This is a genomic window from Zymobacter palmae (assembly GCF_003610015.1).
Taxonomy (GTDB): Bacteria; Pseudomonadota; Gammaproteobacteria; order Pseudomonadales; family Halomonadaceae; genus Zymobacter; species Zymobacter palmae.
The window spans coordinates 463,809-484,726 of record NZ_AP018933.1 but is presented as its reverse complement, the minus strand read 5'-3'; the positions used below and the strand labels follow the sequence as shown (position 1 = coordinate 484,726).

Sequence of the window (20,918 nt, the reverse complement as noted above, 5' to 3'; positions counted from 1 at the left end):
TCGGCCAAGACACTCCATGCGAAAAGGGTTCTTCATGAACGCTACAGCGCCCGTCTGACAGGGTGCTTCAGTGACGCGCCTGACCAAAATGCTCAACGCGAATGCGATTAGCAGGATGCACGACGTCATCCAGCGCTTCAAGGCGCTCAATGGCCGCATTCATGTGCGCTTCGCTGGCTTCATGCGTCAGTAGAATGATATTGACGCGATTGGCCCCTTCACTGCAATCGCATTGCAGCATGGATTCGATGCTGATGGCATTCTCGGCCAGAATAGCCGTAATTGCAGCCAGCACACCCGGGCGATCTTCCACGACAAGGCGCAGGTAATAGCTGCAGACCACTTCATCCATGGGCAGCACAACAGGAACGGATTCACCGTCAGCCGGTGCATTGAAGCCGAGATAGGGGGTACGGTATTCGGCAGGCATCGCCATGTCGCGGGAAACGTCGATCAGGTCGGCAATAACGGCTGAGGCCGTTTCTTCACCGCCCGCACCCGCACCATAGTAGAGCGTTGGGCCAACGGCATCGCCCATCACTTCGACAGCGTTGAGTGCGCCGCTAACGCTGGCCAGCAGCTGAGAAGCTGGCACCAGCGTCGGGTGTACGCGCAGCTCAATGCCTTTGTCGGTCTGGCGCGCAATGCCCAGATGCTTGATGACATACCCCATGCGCCCAGCCTGCGTGATGTCTTCCTGCGTCAGGCGAGAAATACCTTCGGTGTAGACCCGCTCGAACTGCAGCGGAATCCCAAACGCAGCCGAAGCCAGCAGCGTCAGCTTGTGCGCAGCATCAATACCTTCGACATCGAACGTCGGGTCGGCTTCGGCATAGCCCAGTGCCTGCGCTTCAGCCAGCACGTCCTCGAAGGAGCGGCCTTCATCACGCATATGAGTCAGGATGAAGTTGCCGGTACCGTTGATGATGCCGCCCAGCCATTCGATACGGTTGGCGCTCAGCCCTTCACGCAGCGCTTTGATGATCGGAATACCACCGGCAACGGCAGCTTCGTAAGCAACGATGACGCCCTTTTCAGCGGCTGCGCGGAAGATCTCGTCACCCTGCTCGGCCAGCAGTGCCTTGTTGGCCGTCACAACATGCTTGCCGTGAGCGATGGCTTCCAGCACCAGCTCGCGCGCAACGGTGTTGCCACCGATCAGTTCAACGACAACATCAACTTCGGGATCGCGAGCCACGTCGAAGATATCGCGCGACACGCGTACATCACCGGTGTCACAGGCAGGGTTGTTACGGCGAGCACCCACGTGCTCGACCACGATGGGACGCCCTGCGCGGCGTTCAATCTCACGCGCATTGCGCTTGAGCACATTGAAGGTACCGCTACCGACGGTACCAAGACCACAGAGCCCTACCTTGAGAGGTTTATGCATTATTGTCTCCTGCTACGGGGGGTCATGGATGACATTATCATAAGCGATACGGTGCGCCGTTAGTTCTGGTAGTCCAGACCCAGCGCTTGCACTAGCTGTGGAGCGGGCAGATAGCCGTCCAGCTGTTCGCCGTTTTCAAGGAAGATGGCGGGCGTGCCCTTGACGCCCAGCTTGAGGCCCAGCGCGTACTGTTCACCAACCTTGCCCACGCACTCCTTGCCACTGTTACGCAGCTTCTCACCGCGCATGGCTGCCGACAACGCTTCGGTTGGAGTGGGCTGACGGCTACACAGCACGGCCGCCAGCGTCTGGGCACTGGCAGATTCGGGCCCTGTACGGGGGAACATCTGATAGCGAACTTCGACACCCTGCCGGTTCAGTTCGCCCACTTCGGCGTGCAACTTCTGGCAGTAAGGACAGGTACTGTCAGTGAAGACACGAATAACAGCATGCACTTTTCCTGCAGGCTTGAAGGTCACGGCATCTTCGGCACGAATGCCCTGTACGATATCCTTGCGCTCACGCGCTTCCTGCTGACGCGTCAGGTTCAGTAGCCCTTTGGGGGTGTTCTCATACAAATTGCCAGTCATCATATAATGGCCACTGGCATCGGCATAGAACGCATCGCCCGTATCCAGGCGCACACGATACAGCCCGCTGACGGGTGAAGGCTCTACCGCGGTGACATTGACCTTTTCACCGCCGATGGACAGCTGTTTCAGCCCTTCGGGGATAGAAGCCGCGGTGGCCAGCAGGCTGCTGCCCAGTCCAGTGGCAATCAGTAGCGTTGCCGCTGCGCGTGTCAGGATGTCCTTGCCGATCTGCATGAGTCGTCTCCGGTGCCTTTCCATTGAGTAGGTAATGCCTTGCCAGCCGCGGTGACTAACCACGCGGATGGTGCTGCTGATGCAGCGCTTCCAATCGCTGCTGTGCAACGTGGGTATATATCTGGGTGGTCGATAGATCAGTGTGGCCCAGCAGAGCCTGTACGACGCGCAGATGCGCGCCATGATCGAGCAGATGGGTCGCAAAGGCATGACGCAGCGTGTGCGGCGACAGCGGCTTATCAATACAGGCCACCTGCGCATAGTGCTTAATGCGATACCAGAAGGTCTGCCGCGTCATAAAGCCATTGTGGCGACCGGGAAACAACGGCGGTACCGTAATGTCCGTCACCAATCCGGGGCGCGCCTCTTTCAGATAGCGCTCAATCCAGTCCAGCGCCTCTTCGCCCAGTGGCACCAGCCGCTCCTTGTCCCCTTTACCTATCACTCGCACGATGCCCTGACGGATGCTGACGCTATCAGTGCGCAGCGATACCAACTCGCTGACACGCAGTCCACTAGCATACAGAACTTCGAGCATGGTGCGATCCCGCAGCCCAATCAGCGTATCGACATCAGGTGCTGCCAGCAGGCGCTCGACCTCATCTTCATCTAGCGTTTCGGGCAGCCCGGGGCGAACGCGCGGTAGTGCTATTTCAGCCAGAGGGTCGTGATCAATGAAGTGAGTCAGCTGTGCCCAGCGATAGAAGCGACGCAGCGCTGACAGTAGACGCGCGCTTGAGCGTGGGTGATAGCCTGCCTGCTGACGCCGCTCAAGAAAGGTCTCGGCATCGTCGTGTCGAGCGTCCAGCAGGCCATGCTCAGACCACGCGGCAAGAAAACCTGCCCAGTGGCGCATATCACGCCCATATGCCGCCAGCGTGTGTTCGCTAGCCCCTCGTTCAAGCCAAAGCGTATCGAGGCACTGCTGTATCAAACCATCGTCTTCTGGGGCAATCGGAGCCGTCGCCATGCGCTGGTGATCATCGACCGACACTGATCCTGTCATATGACACGCTCCCGTTGTGCGCGTTCACACACGCCGAATTCCATACTCGATAGCACTATAACAACGCTGGTAACCCTACTACAGGTAGCCCGTGATAAAAGGCCGGAAAACGCTGTACTCAGCCCACCTACACCGTGTGATATCACCCTCTTCCCACACGTGCGGCATCATTACAGATCCGACAAGGCGGTCGCAGAACCTCTAATCCTGCCCGTCAGCAGCGTGCAGCGTAAACTGAGCGATCTGACCTGACAGCATAAGGCCGATGCGCTAGTCAGTCCCCGGACACTCCGTCCGGAGGGCGGCAGCAATCGCCTCTAGCCGAATCATCCACAGCCCCTCAGCTGAAGAGGGGGTGTGGATAAATCGGATGGCGAGCGTGCCAAAATTCGGGGCATCAAACGCAGAACCCCGCGAGCACCAAGGCGTCGCGGGGTTCTGGTATGCAGTGGCTGCCGACGATGCGGCAGCCAAGCGCATCATCAGGACAGTTTTTCCTTGATGCGTGCAGACTTACCGCTACGCTCACGGAGGTAGTACAGTTTAGCCTGACGAACGTCACCGCGACGTTTCAGTTCGATGCTGTCAACCAGCTTACTGAACGTCTGGAAGGTACGCTCAACGCCAACACCGTGAGAGATCTTACGAACGGTGAATGCGGAGTTCAGACCACGGTTACGTTTACCGATGACAACGCCTTCGAACGCCTGCAGACGTTCACGAGTACCTTCGACAACCTTAACCTGAACGACGACGGTGTCCCCCGGGCCGAAGCTCGGAATTTCTTTGCCCATCTGTTCGGCTTCGATCGCCTGGATCACTTTATTGCGGTTGCTCATTGCTCTCTACCTTCTCTACTTCCGATCCTGATTCGGACCGGGATCCCGACGAACTTCGCGGGGATCGATGTGGATGACATGCAGCGGCCAGAATACTGTTCACTGGCGCTTGGTCGTGGTGCCTACATGCGACACCCGCTCCTGTCACCCCCGTTCACCGGGGTGGCTGCACACCGCCGTCGCCTTTTGCGACGTATTCTCGGATGAAATCATCAAGAAGCGTTTGCTCTTCTTTCGTCAACATCCTGTCTTCGAGCAGATCGGGGCGATAACACCACGTCCGCCCAAGTGACTGCTTGAGTCGCCACTTGCGAATCTCTTGGTGATTGCCGCTCAGCAGGACCGGAGGAACACCATGCCCATCGATGCTTTCGGGACGCGTGTAATGCGGGCAGTCGAGAAGCCCGTCAGCAAACGAGTCTTCTTCGGCAGACTGGGCATGACCCAGTACACCGGGCACCATCCGCGCAACAGCATCCATCAGCACCATGGCAGGCAGCTCGCCGCCACTGAGTACATAATCACCAATCGACCACTGCTCATCGATATCCGCATCAATGACGCGTTCGTCGATGCCTTCATAACGACCTGCCACCACGACCAGACGGCCGTGATCAGCCAGTTCGCGCACCCCCGTATGATCCAGCACTCGCCCTTGCGGGGAAAGGTAGATCACCTTCGGCGGCACACCGTCTTCAGACATCAGCGACTGACGCGCATCGCGAATTGCCGCGCGCAGTGTATCGACCTTCATCAGCATCCCGGGACCACCACCATAGGGGCGATCGTCAACGGTACGATGTCGGTCGGTGGCGTAATCACGCGGATTCCAGAACCCGATATCAATGATGCCCTCACGAACTGCGCGTCCACTGACACCGTGTTGGGTCAGTGCATCGAACATTTCAGGGAACAGCGATACCACGCCCAGTTTCAGCGCTGCGTCACCTTTTACCGTGTCATGAGCGCTAGAAGCGTCACTTACGGCGTCGTTACCAGTACTGTCTGCCATGACTCAGAACTCGGGATCCCAGTCGACGTGCATGGTGCCCGCCTCCAGATCGATCTCACGAATGACATCATCCGGCAGATATGGCAGCAGCCTTTCGCGACCGTCTGGTCCGCCCGTCACCACCAGAACATCGTTGGCGCCGGTTTCGAACAGATGATCGACCTTGCCCAGTACCACGCCCTCAAGCGTGATGACCTGCAAGCCTTCCAGCTGATACCAGTAGTAATCACCCTGATCGAGCGTCGGCAGCGCCGACGTCGGCAGCATGATCTGTGCGTTGGCCATTGATTCGGCCAGTTCACGAGTAGTGATGCCTTCGAGACTGACGACCACGCCCTTGCCCTGACGACGGCCTTGAATCACCTTGACCGGGCGGCGAACGCCTCCCTTTTCGATGATCCATTCCGAATAGTCGAGGATGCTCTCCATCGGGTTGGAATGGGAATAGACCCAAAGCCATCCCTTCACACCGTACGGGCGCATGAGGTGACCCATGACCACGTTATCCGATGCAGGAGCCTTGCTGTTGGTGGTGTCCTTCACGTCTGCCTCACCTATCGATCGACGCACTTGAATCAGGCAGCTTTACGAGCCTGTTTGACCAGTTCTGCAACGCGATCAGAAACCTGAGCACCCTGCTGCTGCCAGAATGCAACGCGGTCCAGATCAACGCGCAGGCGCTCTTCAGCACCACGAGCGATCGGGTTGAAGAAACCAACGCGTTCGATGAAGCTGCCATCGCGAGCGTTGCGAGAATCAGTCACAGTCAGGTGATAGAACGGGCGTTTTTTGGAGCCGCCACGTGCCAGACGAATGGTTACCATGTTTATTGCCTCTCAGTGATTCCTTGACCGGGAAAGACAAGGCAGCCTGCCAGCCTTTCCCGACGAGCCGGCCTGAAGGCCGGGTACGCCAATAGTACGCCTGAGGGTTTACCCCCACGCACACTGCCGACGTGATCTTGCCGTAGCCGAATCGTGCCACGGCCAGACAAGTCTGAAAATGGGCCATCGTAGTCGAGACAGCCCATTTCCGAAGACGCCGCATTCTACGGGAAATTACAACACCTGAAAACCATTTTCCCCGAAAAGCGCATCGACAACGGGGTTGATCAGCGCATGAAGCCGCCCATTCCACCCGGGCCACCCATGCCGCCACCGCCCATCAATGCGCCCATGCCACGCATCATTTTCTTCATGCCACCCTTGCCGCTGACCTTTTTCATCATCTTCTGCATCTGCTTGTGCTGCTTCAGCAGGCGATTGAGTTCAGGGATCTGCGTACCCGAACCCGCACAGATACGGCGTTTGCGCGAACCATTGATGACCTCGGGTTTGCGACGCTCTTCCGGGGTCATTGAGTTGATCATCGACTCAAGCTTGGCGAATTCCTTCTCGGCGGCACCGCTCTTGGCGATGTCGGCGACCTGTCCCATGCCCGGCAGTTTGTCGAGCAGACTGCTCATGCCGCCCATGTTCTTGAGCTGCTGAAGCTGGTCACGGAAGTCTTCGAGGTCGAAGCCCTGCCCCTTGCGAATCTTCTTGCCGAGCTTCTCTGCTTTCTTCTTGTCGACCGTACGTTCGGCGTCTTCAATCAGGCTGAGTACGTCACCCATGCCCAAAATACGGGAAGCGATACGATCAGGGTGGAACGGTTCCAGCGCATCGGTTTTCTCACCCATCCCGATGAACTTGATCGGCTTACCGGTCAGCTGACGTACAGACAGCGCCGCGCCACCACGCGCGTCACCGTCGGCCTTCGTCAGGATGACACCGGTCAGCGGTAGCGCCTCGTGGAATGCCTTCGCAGTGTTGGCGGCGTCCTGCCCGGTCATCGCATCGACGACGAACAGCGTTTCAGCCGGATTGATCGCCGCATGCAGCGCTTTGATCTCATCCATCATCTCGGTATCGACGTGCAGGCGACCTGCCGTATCGACGAGAATGACATCGTGGAACTGGATCCGACCGTGCTGAATGGCCGCGTTAGCGATATCCACCGGTTTCTGATCCGGCGTGGACGGGAAGAAGTCAACTTCCACTTCCTTCGCCAGCGTTTCAAGCTGGTCGATGGCGGCCGGGCGATAGACGTCGGTGGACACCACCAGCACTTTCTTCTTCTCGCGCTCACGCAGGAAGCGGGCCAGCTTGGCCACAGAGGTGGTCTTACCCGCCCCCTGCAGACCGGCCATCAAGATGATGGCAGGCTTGTGCTTCAGTTCGAGGGGAACGTTGGCTTCGCCCATGACCGCTTCCAGCTCCTGCTGGACGATCTTGACGAATTGCTGGCCCGGCGACAGGCTCTTCGACACTTCGGTGCCGACAGCGCGTTCACGTACCTGTGCGATAAAGCTTTTGACTACGGGCAGTGCCACGTCAGCTTCAAGCAAGGCCTTGCGGACTTCGCGCAGCGTGTCCTTGATGTTGTCTTCGGTCAGTCTGGCCTGACCGGTGATAGTTCTGAGCGTCCGCGACAGACGATCGGTCAAACTCTCGAACATGGTCTTCTCCAGCGCTGGCGAACGTCGCCAGTGGGTAAGAATGGATGCCTGAACCCGACTGCCGTGGGCCTGCCGCTTGTCGCAAGCAGAACGCCATGACAGTGACAGCGGCTATTGAGAGGCCGCCGTCACTTGATTATCGGGTCATGATGAAGCGTCGCGAACTGTGCAGCGCGTCCCTGCTTCACCTTTACTTGGGGTCGATTATACGCACGATGGGGGTCTTGCTCCATCCATCCGGTGCAGTGAAGTGCGCGACGTCATCATTACCGTTATAGTGGGACGGTATATACTGCTCGCTCATCACGCCATGCCGCCCCTTACAAGCCCCGGTTCACGAACGCCCGTTCGCCGTGGCGCCACGGGCAGCGCCCTTTTTCAGGCATGGCGCCTCACAAGGCTGTGGACATGACGACGTTAGTTCTTCCTCTTGCCCTGTTGGCCATCCTGCTCTATGCGCTGAGCGGCGGCTGGCAGCTGCTGGTGCTAATGCGCCAGATTCCTTCGATAGAACGCCCACCGCTCGTACAGGCCGCTATCGGCGTGGCCATCGTACTGCATGCCGTCGTGCTGTATCTGCTGCTCAACGCCACCGGAGAGCTGCGACTCGGCGCATTAGAATTCACCTCGCTGATCTGCTGGTGCATGGGCCTCATCGTCAAGGCGTTCAGCCGCTACAGCGCTATGCGTGCACTGACAGGGATTCTGTTTCCGCTGTCGGCATTGAGCCTAGTGGCACTGATCGGGCTGCCCAAGCAGCCCGCCGGACTGCCCCTATCAGCGGGCGAGCTGGCCCATGTCATCACGTCGGTGCTGGCCTATGCCTTGCTGGGGCTGGCTGCGCTACAGGCGCTGCTGCTGGCGATTCAAGGACGCGCGCTTAAGATGCGCCGCCTGCGTGGCATTGTCGAAGCCCTACCTGCCCTGACGCGTATGGAACGTGTGCTGTTCGACCTGATCACCATGGGCATGATTCTGTTGACGCTTTCGATCGTCAGCGGCTTATTGTTCGTCTTCCATGTGCGTGATCTGTATCTATCAGCAAAAGCATTGCTGGCACTGATGACTTGGCTGATCTTCGGCACTCTACTGTGGGGACACCGCTATCGCGGCTGGCGCGGCCGTCGCGCCGTGCGCTGGACCCTCGGTGGCAGCGTGCTGCTTTTGCTGACCTATTACGGCAGCCATCTACTGCTATCTGCACCGGCAACCGCGGTATAATCGTCCGATAACGGCAGGCCCGCCGATCCCCGGGCTTGCGGCAAACCGCAGAATGTCTGACGGCAACGGCACAGAAATGGGATCACGGTTTCTGCTCTTTTTGTCCCGGCGCATTGCTTTATCTGTTCCATTTTGTATCCTGCGCCGAGATCACCTAGCGAGGATGGCATGGCGCTTTCGTTAATTCTGACTCTGGTTTTGGTTGTTCTGTGTGCTTTTTTCTCGATGTCCGAGATCAGCATGATGGCGATCAACCGCTATCGGCTGATGCACCGCGCACGTAACGGCGACAAATCTGCACGCCGCGTACTGGCCCTCATCAAACGTCCCGATCGCCTGTTGGGCGTGATCCTGATCGGCAATACGCTGGTCAGCAACATCGCTGCGTCGCTGACCACTCAGATGACGATGAATACGTTCGCCAACTCGTCCATAGCGGCGCTTATCGCCACGACGATCCTGACCGTGGCGATGCTCATCATCGGTGAAGTCATGCCGAAGACGTGGGCGGCCTTGCGCCCCGAGCAGGTCGCGCCGCCGTGCTCGCGCATCCTAACGCCGCTGCTGGCCTGCTGCTTTCCGCTGGTCGTGATGGTCAACGGGATTTCCAACTATCTGCTGCGCCTGTGCGGCCTGCGCCAGCTCAAGAACGAAGAACCAGCTATGTCTTCCGAAGAGCTGCGTGCCATCGTCAGCGATGCCGGACGCCTGATGCCGGCCCGCAACCATTCGATGCTGCTGTCGATCATCGACCTCGACAAGTCCACCGTCGACGACATCATGGTGCCACGCCACGAAATCGACGGTATTGACCTCGACTGGGACGATGTGACCCTGCTGGCCGCGCTGCGCCGCACTCAGCATACCCGTCTGCCTGTTTATCGCAGTACGATCAACAACGTGGTGGGTATCCTGCATATTCGCAACGTACCCGAGATTATCAATCAACCCGCCCAGCTCAGCGCAGCCATCGTAGCGGCCATCTGTGCCCCCTATTTCATTCCAGAATCCACGCCACTTCACACCCAGCTGCTAAACTTCAGACAGCACGGGCGTCGTCTGGGCGTCGTGGTCGATGAATACGGTGAAGTGACAGGGCTAATCTCACTTGAAGACATTCTGGAAGAGATTGTCGGTGACTTCACGGCACACGTGCAGCCATCACAAGCGGGAATCTTCGAAGAAGAAAGCGGCTGTTACCGCATTGCGGGATCGACCCTGCTGCGCGATATCAACCGCCATCTGGGCTGGCAACTCCCCCTTAACGGGCCACGAACGCTCAATGGCCTGCTGCTCGAACATCTGGAGAACCTGCCCCAGGGCCCGATCACGATGCGCATCGACAACTACCAGTTCGAGGTCAGCGCCCTTCAGCACAACGCTGTCGTCAGCGCGCGCTGCTGGAAGCTCGACCCGGCCGACGTCCGCTATCAGCGTTCATCACATGCGCATCGCTAACGTTGTCTCAAGAAGCCGGCGCATGCTGCTGGCCGTAGGATTGGCAGGGATGCTGACATCCCCACTGGCACATTCCGAGGAATTTGATCAGAATACCGCATTGGAACTGACTCAAGCGGGCGCGATCCTACCTTTATCGGGCATCGTCGAGCGCCTGCACCAACAGCATCGTCTTCATGGCCTTAAGCTGCTGGAAGCGACGCTGCATGCAGGCAGACCGCATCCAGCCTATCTTCTTGAGCTTATGGATGACGGCCACTATGTAGAAGATATCTGCGTCGATGCGCTGACGGCCCAGGCCCGCAGCCTTGAGGCCTGCCACACGGCGAAAGACCGCCCCGAATCTGACTGAATGGATACTGCTAACCATGCGAGTGCTACTTGTCGAGGACAACGTTCCTCTTGCCGATGAACTCAATGCCCTGTTCACTCAGGCGGGCTACGCTGTCGACTGGTGCACGGATGGTCGGGACGCCGCCACTATGGCCACCGAACTGCCGTTCGATGCCATCATTCTCGATCTGGGCCTGCCCGGACGCCCAGGCTTACAGCTGCTGGAAGAATGGCGCGAAGCGGGCCTCGATACACCGATCCTCGTTCTGACCGCTCGTTCCAGCTGGAGCGAACGTATCACCGGGCTGCGCGCGGGGGCCGATGATTACCTGCCCAAACCGTTCCATCCCGACGAGCTGCTGCTGCGCCTGCAGGCACTGGTGCGCCGCCGCCACGGCCAGCGCCCGACGCCTAAACTGGCTGTCAATGGTGTTGTGCTCGACGAAGCGGGCCAGCAGGCCACGCTGACCGAGAGCGAGACCGACGCCCCCATCAAACTGACCCGTGCCGAGTTCGCCATTTTGCGCTACATGATGCTGCACCCGGATCACGTCATCCCTAAAGAACAGCTGCTCGACCATCTGTATGACAGCGAGCACGAGCGCAACCCCAACGTGGTGGAAGTGCACATCAACCATATCCGCCAGAAGCTGGGACGCGGCATCATCCTGACTCAGCGTGGACAGGGCTACCGCTTCGGTGGCAACAGCTCTGCCTCGTGATCTCGCTGACACGTCGCCTGACCATCGGGCTACTATTGACGGCATTGACGATTATGCTGCTGCTGGCACAGGGCAGCATGATGCTGTTCGACTACGCTGTCCGAACCTATCTGTATGACCGCCTACAAACCGAAGCCGAAGGCATTATGTCGGCGACACTCGGTAGTGCTCCCAATTTTAACGATGATGAGTTCTCAGGCGATGCTTTCGCCTACCAACGTGTCTACTCAGGGATGTACTACACCATCCAGATGGACAACGATGCGCCTATGCGCTCCCGCTCGTTATGGGACTTTCCGGCACCCGACCTGAGTAACCATCGTCGCTATCAGCTGGTAGCCGGCCCCAATGATCAGAAACTGCTGGTCTGGCAGGGCACGTTCCACCATGCCCACCACACGTTCCGCATCACCACCGCGCTCGATTACACCCCCATCACTCGGCGACTCGGCTGGATACGCCTGTACCTGTGGGGGCTGGGCGGTTTGATGGCCCTTGTTCTGGTCATGGTGCAGCGCATGGTGGTGCGCTCAAGTCTTCGACCGTTCAAGCAACTGCGTGAAGAGCTGATGCGCCTCAATGCTGGCCATCAGATGCAGCTGACCACGGCCGTGCCACGCGAAGTGGCCCCGGTCGTTAACGAACTCAACCATCAGCTGGAACGCATCGACAAAGTACTCAAGCGCTCGCGGGATGGCATCGCCAACCTCAGCCATGCGCTGAAGACACCCTTGGCGGTGATGGAATCGCTGCTTTCACACCAGGAGTTGAAGGAGCATCCGCGCCTGCAAAACGAACTGCGCTACCGCCTTGATGACATCCATCGCCTTGTCGAGCGCGAACTGCAACGGGCCCGCTTAGATACTCGCGATGAGAACCATACTGCTCGCTTTGCACCGGACGTAGACCTGCCTCCGCTGATGGAAACGCTGCGCACGCTCTACCCGCACATCCATTTCACCAGCCGCCCCGATGTTCACCCGGTAATGCCATGGGACCGCGAAGACGTACTGGAAGTACTAGGCAATCTGCTGGATAACGCTGGTAAATGGGCCACTACACGCGTACGGATGACGTTCACCGATACCGATCAAGCGCTACAGATCGACATTGAAGACGATGGTCCCGGCATCGCCCCCGACCGCCGCGCCGACGTATTGCAACGCGGTACACGGCTCGACGAACGCGTATCAGGGCATGGGCTGGGATTGGGAATCGTGGCGCAGATCGTGCATTACCACGGCGGAGAACTGAGGCTTGAGGAAAGCGAATGGCATGGCCTGAACGTCATCCTAACGCTGCCTTGGCCTTAGCAGTTCGAGACCAAGCCCGAGCATAAAAAGGCGATAGAACCGCTGAAGAAGCATAATCAGGCCGCATAAAAACCATACCCCCTATAAAAATGCCGACGCCCTGTTAAGGCATCGGCATTTTGGTTCTCACCCACCCTTTACGGCGGCTAGTGCAGACTGTCGAGATACTGTTTCAGCTGACATACGCGCTGATAGAGTAGTTCTCGCGTCACCTGTTCAGGCGGCACAGGCTCACCAAACATCATGCGTACGCGGGCATGGATCTTCTTCGGCCAACCACTGAACGGTGGCGTATCCTTGTAGGTTCCCCACCCCCCCCACAGCCCTGATAACGCAGCAGGAATAACAGGGACTGGCGTTTCCTGGATGATGCGTTCGATGCCACGTTGGAACGAACCAATCTCGCCGTTACGCGTCAGCTGCCCTTCTGGGAAGATCATCACTACTTCGCCAGCATCCAATGCTTTCTTGATCTGATGAAACGTGCGGCGCATCGCAGACGGCGTATTGCGCGCGTTATTGATCGGGATAGCGCCCGCGACGCGGCAGAAACCGTTGACGAGCGGCATCTCATAGATGGGGGCATACATTACGAAGCGCAGTGGTCGAGGACTCGCTGCCGCCAGAATAAGGGCATCGGTATAACTGACGTGGTTGCACACCACGACGGCAGCCCCTTCTTCCGGAATGAACTCACGCCCCTTGATGCGCAGCTTATAGCACAGCCGCATGCCCATAAAGATCATAATGCGCAGGCACGGCCGCGGGTTGTAACCGAAGCACGCCACGCCGATCAGCAGCGCGCACAGCGCCACCAGCGCATAGAAGACAGGCAGTGACCACTGCAATACGTTGGTGATTAGGATCGCGAACAGCGACGCCACCAGCATGAACAAGGCGTTGACGATGTTGTTAACCGCCACCATGCGCGCACGATGACCGGGATCGCTTTTGATCTGCAGCATCAGATACAGCGGCATGATGTACAGCCCGCCCCCGATACCGACACCGATCAGCTCCAGCATCATAGGTGGCAACGTGCCATCACGCAGACGGATCATCAGCCCCAACTCTTCCACAGCCCCACCTGTCGGGCCGGAATAGGCGAACAACGTCCCGCAGACGGCAATCACTAGCGCCCCGATCGGCACCAACCCCAGCTCCAGACGCCCGGCCGACAGCTTGGAGTACAGCAGTGCCCCCAGCCCGACCCCAATGGCAAACGCAGCCATCAGTGCGCTGATCATGCTGGCGTTACCACCGGCGATCTCCTTGGCCCACACATTGAGCTGCGAGAGGTAGCACGTGCCGAGAAACCAAAACAGGCTGATCCCCAAAATGGCAAAGCGCATGGAACGCTGTGTCCAGAACTGCTTCAGGGCGCTACGCGTGATGGCCTGACTGCCACCTGCGCTTTGCTGCGGAGGTGCGGTAGGAATGCGGCAGGACGACCACCAACCGGCCAGCGCTACGGCAATGAGGGTGACACCGATAATGCTATAGCGGTGGCTATCGGGTAGCTCAATCATGGCCCCGGCCAGTATCGTGCCGAGCAGGATAGCCAAGAAGGTCCCCATCTCAATCCAAGCATTTGCTCCGACAAGATGCGCACGCGGTACATGCTGGGGAAGGATGGCGTACTTGACGGGGCCGAACAGCGCCGCCTGAATACCGATCAGCGCTAGGATGCCCATCATCGCGACATAAGCTTCGTACCAAATAGCCAGTGCCGCCAGCACCATACAGGCCACTTCGAACGTCTTGAGTGTGCGAATCAAAGTGGCCTTGTCTCGGGTGTCGGCCAGACGGCCACCCCAGGATGAGAACAGCAAGGTCGGCATCATGAACAGCATCATACCGATGCTGTTCAGCAACGAGCTGTTCCAATGCATGTGCGGTGCCGCTTCGAACGTCAGCAGCAGTAAGATGATCTGCTTGAAAACGTTATCGTTGAACGCTCCCAGCGCTTGGGTCCAGAAGAACGGCGCAAAGCGCCTGTCCTGCATCAAATTCATTCATGCATTCCGTCAATGAGAGGGATCAGGAAAGAAGAAAAGCATCGAACATCGCTACGCCACTGGCCGCTCGCTTCGGGCTCAGGACTCAGAAGCCCCCGGCAACGGGCAGCTGGCTTTCAACCCCGCCAGCGTCATGTCGAGTAGCTGATCCAGCAGTTCGGGCACCTGATAGGCCTTGCCGTTCCATTGGCCCAAACGATCGTTCAGGCCCAGCTGTACCAGCCCATGTACGCTCCCCCAAAGGGTACGCGCCATTCGGCTGAGCACCACTTCGTCAAGTGACGGGCAGATTTCTTTCAGTGCGGCGTGAACGACCACGAACAACTCTTCGATCGCGACATTCTGACGCTGATCGAGCTCCCCTTCCTGTGCCAGAGGATAGTCGAACAGCAGCTCCCAGCGATAAGGATTATCGTGGGCAAAGCTCCAGTAGGACGCGGCCAGCGCGCCAAGTAGCTCTTCTGCGGGAACATGGCTACGCGCATCGACGGTCGAGCGCAGAATGGCCAAGGTCTCGATATTCACATACTGCAGCAGGTTGTTGAAGCTACCATAAAGCTTCAGCAGCGTGCTGGGGGCACAGCCAATATCTCGCGCCAGAGAACGCAAGGACAGGTGGTGAACCGACCGGGATACCAGCCATTCACTGCAGGCCGCCATAACCTTGGCATGCAAGGCTTCCGGCGCATGCTGACGTGGACGCGCCATCATGGTGCTCCTCGATGATCGACTCGGATATCAAACACTGTTTCCGATGGTATTGTCAGCATATCGTGCCCACAATCAGATGCAAGCATGACATACTGGAAATATTGGCATTACTTCGCCAGGCTAAAGCAAAATAGTATCAGTAACATCAGTAAGTTGCATTATCACCGCCCACCGACATGTACTTACGTACAGGAGCTGCTGCATGGCTGGACGCCTGCATATCGCCGAGATGAATATCGCGGCCCTCTTGACGCCGACGGGCCTTCCGTCGCCAACGATTCGCCAGCCACTGCTGACCAGCCCCAATCACTCCCCACGCCACCCCACCAGTATCATCGCGCTGACAGAGGAAGGCGCGCCAGAACTGCGCTCGGCCTTCTGGGGACTGACGCCACCGTGGCTTAAGCAGCTGGATCGGGCCCCGCACTGCGCTCGATTAGATGCGTTGGATAGTCGCCCCATGTATCGCGACGCTCGCCATCACCGCTGCCTCGTTCCCGTGACGGGCATCTATATCTGGATGACGCAGGCCAGTGGCAAGCAGCCGTTCATGGTGACGCACGTCGACCGGCGACCGCTACTGCTAGCGGGCATCCGCACGTTCTACCCAGACCCTTTACAAAAGACGATGCCCGCCCATTCTTCTTCATCGCCACGAGGGCGGGAATCTTTTGCGCTGATTACCCTCGAATCCAATGCGCTGATTGCACCGTTCAGCGATCGTCTTCCTGCTATTCTGGAACCAGAGTCAGTTTCGACTTGGCTTTCTGCTACGACGACACCAGAAGAAGCCTGTGCTCTGCTATCACCTGCGCCGCTTGATGCGCTGGGCATCTTTCCCGTCAGCCGCGCTATCAACGCGCCGTCCTGTCAGGAGTGGCACTTAAGCCATCCGGTTGGCCCAATGCGCACCGCTCCTCGCAATGATGACACTGACACACAGCAGTGACACGGCCCCCTAGACGCATAGAAGCGCCTTCACCACAGACAGATAGGATGTCCTACATGACACGACGCCCAACGCTTCATCTGCAACGCCTCCGCCTGCCACAGCTGGCAAGCGGCCTGCTGATCGGTAGTCTGCTGGTACCCATGGCCACCCCGGCACTGGCACTCACGCCAGCTACGACACAGACGACGCCGGCCCATCAGGGCATTGACCTGACTCTGCCAGCACGCAACCCCGCCTCATCGACCATCATCAGCAGTCCCAACGATCCGTCCCAGTACCGTACGGTGACGCTAGCAAATGGTCTGCAAGTGCTTCTGGTCCATGATCCTCGCGCGGATAAGGCCAGTGCAGCAATGGACGTCAATGCAGGGAGCGCACAGGAGCCGGCCGACGTTCCGGGGCTGGCCCACTTCCTTGAGCACATGCTGTTTATCAGCACCCAGCGCTATCCAACGCCGGGCGAGTTCATGGACTTCATTTCGGCCAATAGCGGACAGACCAACGCCTACACGGCCTCCGATCATACGAACTTCATCTTCTCGATCACACCAGACCACTACAAGGAAGCGTTGGATCGCTTTGCGCAGTTCTTCGTCGCTCCCCAGTTCAATCCTGAATTCGTCGATCGTGAACGCCATGCGGTCAACTCCGAGTACCAGATGCAGATGCAGAATGACGCGTTCCGCATCAACGACGTCCTCAATCTGGTGACCAACCCCGCCCACCCGTTCCACCGTTTCAGCGTCGGCAGTCTAGATACACTGAAGGATGGCCCCGCGGGCACGCTGCGTGATCGTCTACTCGCGTTCTATACCCATCATTACAGTGCTCGGAATATGAAGCTGGTGGTCATGGGGCCGCAGCCGATCGAACAGTTGGAGCAGTGGGTACGAGCCTCCTTTAAGGACGTTCCTGATCGCAAAATCGACGACGCCCCTATTACGGCAGACCTGATACGCCCCGATCAGTTCCCCCTCGCTGTCACCGCCCGCAGCCAGCAGGAAACCCCTGAAGTCCAGTTCATCTTCCAAGTGCCGTCGGATCTGCTGCATATGGAACAGCAACCCGTACGTATCATCGGCTCTGTACTGGGCAACGAAAGCGAAGGCAGCCTGCTGAGCCGTCTGCGTGAAAAAGGCTGGGCGACGGGCCTGAGCGTAGACACTGTCGACACCGACCGTCGTCAGGACCTGATGGCCATCGACATCTCTCTGACGCCCGAAGGCCGTCATCACCTCGACGACATCCAAGCCAGCGTATTTGCCTACATCGACCAAGCTCGTCACAGCATCGAACCATGGCGCTTCGACGAACTGTCGCTGCTGCTACGCCAGCAGTTCCGCTTCCTGCAGACCGACACCTCATTCGAGCGTGCCTCGATGCTCGCACTGGTCATGCAGCAAGTACCGATCAGTGAAGTGAACGTGGCCAACTTCCGCCTCGAACGCTTCGACCCGGCCTTGATCCAACACGTACTCGACAGCATGACACCGCAGCGCCTGCTGCGCCTGTACACAGCACCGGATGTTAAAGGCGACAAGACCACTCAAGACTTCAAGGTCCCCTACACGGCCGAACGTATGGTCCAGTGGCCTACCGGCAAGGCTCTTGAGGGACTACGCGTTCCCACCCAGAACCCGTTTATTGCCCGAGATCTGACCGTGCTGCCACTGACGTCGGCGAAGCCACACCAAATCACGACTCAGCCCGGCATGGACCTGTGGTACGCTCCCGACAGCGCCTTCGGCACCCCGAGTGTGGAATGGCGCCTTAACCTGATCAACCCGCTCAGCGCTCGCACACCCCGCGATCACATGCTGAACATCCTGTTGACACGCTGGCTCAACGACAGCCTGGCAGAAACGCTCTATCCGGCTGCTGAAGCAGGACAGACCAGCGGGGCCAGCGCGCATATCTACGGCACCACCATTTCGCTGGCAGGGTGGCGTGACCGTCAGCCCGATGTTATGGATACGCTGCTTCGCCAACTGCAGACAGGCGAGATAAAGGCTGACAGCTTCAACCGCATCAAGCAGCGAACAACCGACATGCTGCGCAACGAAGAACACGGCACGTTGTTCCGCCAGCTCATCAGCCAAGCGAACCGCCGCCTGATCACACCGCATTGGTCCACGCCCCAGGAAATGGATGCGCTGAAAGACCTGACCCTGCAGGACCTGATTGAGTATCGCCAGCAGTGGCTCAAGGAGCTGCATATTCAAGGTGTCGTCGTGGGCAACCTTGATGAAGCTACCGCACGCAAGACGGCCAATGTCATCAACGCGCAGCTGAAACCTCAGCTTCCGTTGACCCCGGATATCAAACCGAAGGCGCTGGCCTTGAAAGGTACCCTGCCGGCCTTCCGCCCACAGACCGATCAGAAAGACTCGGCCATTTTCCGTTATACCCAGGCCCGCAGCGACAGCCCTGCCGAAACGGCGCGCTACATGGTGCTGGGCCAGTTGATGAGCCAGCCGTTTTTCACTCAGCTGCGCACTCGCGAGCAGCTCGGTTATGTGGCAACGGCACGTGAAAACAGCATCCTTCAGGTGCCCGGCATCATGTATGTGCTGCAGTCACCAACCCGCAGCAGCCAAGTGCTCTTCGAGCGCGTCGGCGCATGGGAAAATCAGTTCGACAGCACGATGAAGACACTGACACCAAAACAACTGCAGCGCTACAAGGATGCCCTTGTCGCCTCCCTTAAGGAGCGTGACAGCAGCCTGAACGAACTGACGGATCGCGTCTGGGTGCAGGTACTCTACGGCTGGACGGATTTCAATCGCCGCGACACCCTAATCAAGGCCGTGCAGCAAGTGACCGTTAAGGACATCCAGAGCACATGGCACACCTTCCGGACGGCTCCACGTTTCGATGCCGTATCGGACAAAGATGTGCCCGCGACCACGGATGACATCACCGGTGCACTGAAACCGTTTCCGCTAGGTGCAAAATAGGCGGTTTTCCCTACCGAGAAATGCACGAAGCCCCCGTCATAACCCTATGACGGGGGCTTCGTTGCAAGAGAATCACCTCTGCGCGCGTGCCTGAATGCTATACCGCGGTGGCGCCGCTCACTCGAAGGCCTGAGACGGCATGATCGACTCGACGTGCATCACCACTTCTTCCAGAATCTGCCTGACCTCAGGCGTCAGGTCCTGCTGATTGTAGCGTTCAATTTCACGTGCAAAATTGGTCAGCGTTAGTGCACTGTGTTGCGCATCGTTGAAGCGCTCCCAACGGAAAGCCTCCCACTGCTGACGCTCAGCCGTTTCCAACGTATCCGGGTAGCTGCGAGCCCGCACTCGGAACAGCATCTCCGGTAGGCGAAGGTCCTGAAAGGCAGGAGCCATACCCACCAGATCCCATCCCGACTCACGCTGATGCACCTGCGCCATTTCACGCTTGTCAGATGCCGAGAAGAAGCTGCCGCTATACAGCATGGTATCGGGGTCGGGCGACTCATCATCAGGATGAGCCTTGTCGAACACCGCTGAGACCTTGCCCATCAGCGTGGGATCCGCCACCAACTGCTGCCAGTGCTGCTCGGCGGCGGTCTTATCCAACCCCAAACGTTCGGCAGCAGCGACATCCAGCGCTTTAATCGGCAGCACGACAGGACAACGGTTTGCATGAATGACCTTCAACGGGATACGCGTTTCTCCCTCGGGAAGATCATCGTTGCTGATAAACACGCGCTCGCGAATCTGCTCCGCCGTCAGGGTCTGCAGCGGCGTCGGATCGACTGACAGGTCACAGACAATGATCCCATTGGGATTACTGGGATGACGCGCTAACGGCACCACCAGCGCACTGCACCCTTGAGCAGCCGGGTAACGGCGCGACACATGGACAACCGGACGACGTGCGACCACGTCCAGCATTTCGTTGACCTTGTGTTTGCTACGCAACGAGAACAGGTAGTCGAACAACCGCGGATTGGCTGCCCGCAGCAGCTTCGCCAGTGCAATCGTAGCGCGTACATCGGACAGCGCATCGTGCGCCCCTTCATGTGGAATGCCGTTAGCTGCCGTCAGATGCTCAAGCTTGAAACTCGGCGCCTTGCGCCCGTCTGGCAGCTCGCGCATCGGCCACTCGATGCCCTCTGGACGCAGAGCATAGAACGCACGCACGACGTCAATCAGATCCCAGCGAGAGTTACCGTTCTGCCACTCACGCCCATAGGGATCCAGCAGGTTGCGGTAGAACAGATGACGCGTAACTTCATCGTCGAAGCGCAGCGAGTTGTAGCCCAGCACACAGGAGTTGGGCTCACACATCATGGCATGCACGGCCTCCGCGAACTCAATCTCCGGCAGCCCCCGCCGGTTGGCCTTCTGAGGCGTGATGCGCGTCAGCACGCAGGCGGCCGGATGCGGCAGATAGTCATCCGATACCTTGCAGAACAGCACGACAGGCTCACCGATTTCGTTGAAGTCTGCATCGGTACGAATCGCCGCAAACTGAGACGGCCGATCACGACGAGGGTCGGCCCCGAAGGTTTCATAGTCGTGAAAAAGAAAGGTATGAGACATGCAACGAGACCTTTTGGCTGACACAGAAATAACGGAAAAAAGAAGGCTGACGATTCGGGCAGCGTGAGCACCCTATCA

General features: G+C 58.4%; 18 protein-coding genes. 7 read left to right on the top strand and 11 right to left on the bottom strand.

The annotated features are described in order from the left end of the window. Window positions 1-67: 67 nt before the first annotated feature. The 8 genes from ZBT109_RS02180 to ffh form a co-directional block, all read right to left on the bottom strand. On the bottom strand, window positions 68-1,393 hold the full coding sequence (locus ZBT109_RS02180; protein WP_038277705.1) for a homoserine dehydrogenase: 1,326 nt from the start codon (window positions 1,391-1,393) through the stop codon (window positions 68-70). Between the two features lie 59 nt (window positions 1,394-1,452). Next, window positions 1,453-2,220, bottom strand: coding sequence for a DsbC family protein (locus ZBT109_RS02175; RefSeq protein ID WP_038277703.1), 768 nt, complete (start codon window positions 2,218-2,220; stop codon window positions 1,453-1,455). Between the two features lie 55 nt (window positions 2,221-2,275). Beyond that, complete coding sequence (gene xerD, locus ZBT109_RS02170; RefSeq protein WP_051523687.1) at window positions 2,276-3,190, bottom strand: site-specific tyrosine recombinase XerD; 915 nt, start codon at window positions 3,188-3,190, stop codon at window positions 2,276-2,278. 518 nt (window positions 3,191-3,708) lie between these two features. Continuing rightward, a complete protein-coding gene (rplS, locus tag ZBT109_RS02160; protein WP_027704630.1) occupies window positions 3,709-4,065 on the bottom strand; it encodes a 50S ribosomal protein L19 in 357 nt (118 codons plus the stop codon). A gap of 154 nt (window positions 4,066-4,219) precedes the next feature. Further along, window positions 4,220-5,002 (bottom strand): tRNA (guanosine(37)-N1)-methyltransferase TrmD, encoded by a 783-nt coding sequence (trmD, locus tag ZBT109_RS02155; protein ID WP_038277733.1) that lies wholly within the window; start codon window positions 5,000-5,002, stop codon window positions 4,220-4,222. A 78-nt stretch (window positions 5,003-5,080) separates the two neighbouring features. Beyond that, a complete protein-coding gene (rimM, locus tag ZBT109_RS02150) occupies window positions 5,081-5,572 on the bottom strand; it encodes a ribosome maturation factor RimM (protein WP_051523686.1) in 492 nt (163 codons plus the stop codon). Between the two features lie 80 nt (window positions 5,573-5,652). Further along, window positions 5,653-5,901 (bottom strand): 30S ribosomal protein S16, encoded by a 249-nt coding sequence (gene rpsP / locus ZBT109_RS02145; RefSeq protein ID WP_027704628.1) that lies wholly within the window; start codon window positions 5,899-5,901, stop codon window positions 5,653-5,655. Window positions 5,902-6,188: 287 nt separating this feature from the next. Then, entirely contained in the window at window positions 6,189-7,577 is a 1,389-nt protein-coding gene (ffh, locus tag ZBT109_RS02140) for a signal recognition particle protein (protein ID WP_027704627.1), read from the bottom strand. A gap of 408 nt (window positions 7,578-7,985) precedes the next feature. Here ffh and ZBT109_RS02135 point away from each other — a divergent pair, with 408 nt between their 5' ends. From ZBT109_RS02135 to ZBT109_RS02115, 5 genes are all read left to right on the top strand, one after another. Further along, on the top strand, window positions 7,986-8,798 hold the full coding sequence (locus ZBT109_RS02135) for a cytochrome C assembly family protein (protein ID WP_038277700.1): 813 nt from the start codon (window positions 7,986-7,988) through the stop codon (window positions 8,796-8,798). A 168-nt stretch (window positions 8,799-8,966) separates the two neighbouring features. Beyond that, complete coding sequence (locus ZBT109_RS02130) at window positions 8,967-10,256, top strand: HlyC/CorC family transporter (protein WP_027704625.1); 1,290 nt, start codon at window positions 8,967-8,969, stop codon at window positions 10,254-10,256. Between the two features lie 22 nt (window positions 10,257-10,278). After that, on the top strand, window positions 10,279-10,608 hold the full coding sequence (locus ZBT109_RS02125) for a hypothetical protein (RefSeq protein WP_027704624.1): 330 nt from the start codon (window positions 10,279-10,281) through the stop codon (window positions 10,606-10,608). 16 nt (window positions 10,609-10,624) lie between these two features. Further along, window positions 10,625-11,311 carry a response regulator transcription factor gene (locus ZBT109_RS02120; RefSeq protein ID WP_027704623.1) on the top strand — a complete coding sequence of 229 codons (687 nt, stop codon included), beginning with the start codon at window positions 10,625-10,627 and terminating at the stop codon, window positions 11,309-11,311. Further along, on the top strand, window positions 11,308-12,624 hold the full coding sequence (locus tag ZBT109_RS02115; protein ID WP_027704622.1) for a sensor histidine kinase: 1,317 nt from the start codon (window positions 11,308-11,310) through the stop codon (window positions 12,622-12,624). Before ZBT109_RS02120 ends, ZBT109_RS02115 begins: the two co-directional genes overlap by 4 nt. 146 nt (window positions 12,625-12,770) lie before the next feature. Here ZBT109_RS02115 and ZBT109_RS02110 read toward each other — a convergent pair whose 3' ends face one another. Together ZBT109_RS02110 and ZBT109_RS02105 are read right to left on the bottom strand one after the other, a co-directional pair. Next, on the bottom strand, window positions 12,771-14,639 hold the full coding sequence (locus tag ZBT109_RS02110; protein WP_038277698.1) for an MFS transporter: 1,869 nt from the start codon (window positions 14,637-14,639) through the stop codon (window positions 12,771-12,773). Between the two features lie 81 nt (window positions 14,640-14,720). Further along, window positions 14,721-15,350 carry a TetR/AcrR family transcriptional regulator gene (locus ZBT109_RS02105; protein ID WP_027704620.1) on the bottom strand — a complete coding sequence of 210 codons (630 nt, stop codon included), beginning with the start codon at window positions 15,348-15,350 and terminating at the stop codon, window positions 14,721-14,723. Between the two features lie 205 nt (window positions 15,351-15,555). Here ZBT109_RS02105 and ZBT109_RS02100 point away from each other — a divergent pair, with 205 nt between their 5' ends. Together ZBT109_RS02100 and ZBT109_RS02095 are read left to right on the top strand one after the other, a co-directional pair. Next, window positions 15,556-16,302 (top strand): SOS response-associated peptidase, encoded by a 747-nt coding sequence (locus ZBT109_RS02100; RefSeq protein WP_027704619.1) that lies wholly within the window; start codon window positions 15,556-15,558, stop codon window positions 16,300-16,302. 56 nt (window positions 16,303-16,358) lie between these two features. Beyond that, a complete protein-coding gene (locus tag ZBT109_RS02095; RefSeq protein ID WP_051523680.1) occupies window positions 16,359-19,262 on the top strand; it encodes an insulinase family protein in 2,904 nt (967 codons plus the stop codon). Window positions 19,263-19,379: 117 nt separating this feature from the next. On the opposite strand, the gene sbcB is transcribed toward ZBT109_RS02095, so the two are convergent. Continuing rightward, a complete protein-coding gene (sbcB, locus tag ZBT109_RS02090; protein WP_027704618.1) occupies window positions 19,380-20,840 on the bottom strand; it encodes an exodeoxyribonuclease I in 1,461 nt (486 codons plus the stop codon). Window positions 20,841-20,918: the final 78 nt, after the last annotated feature.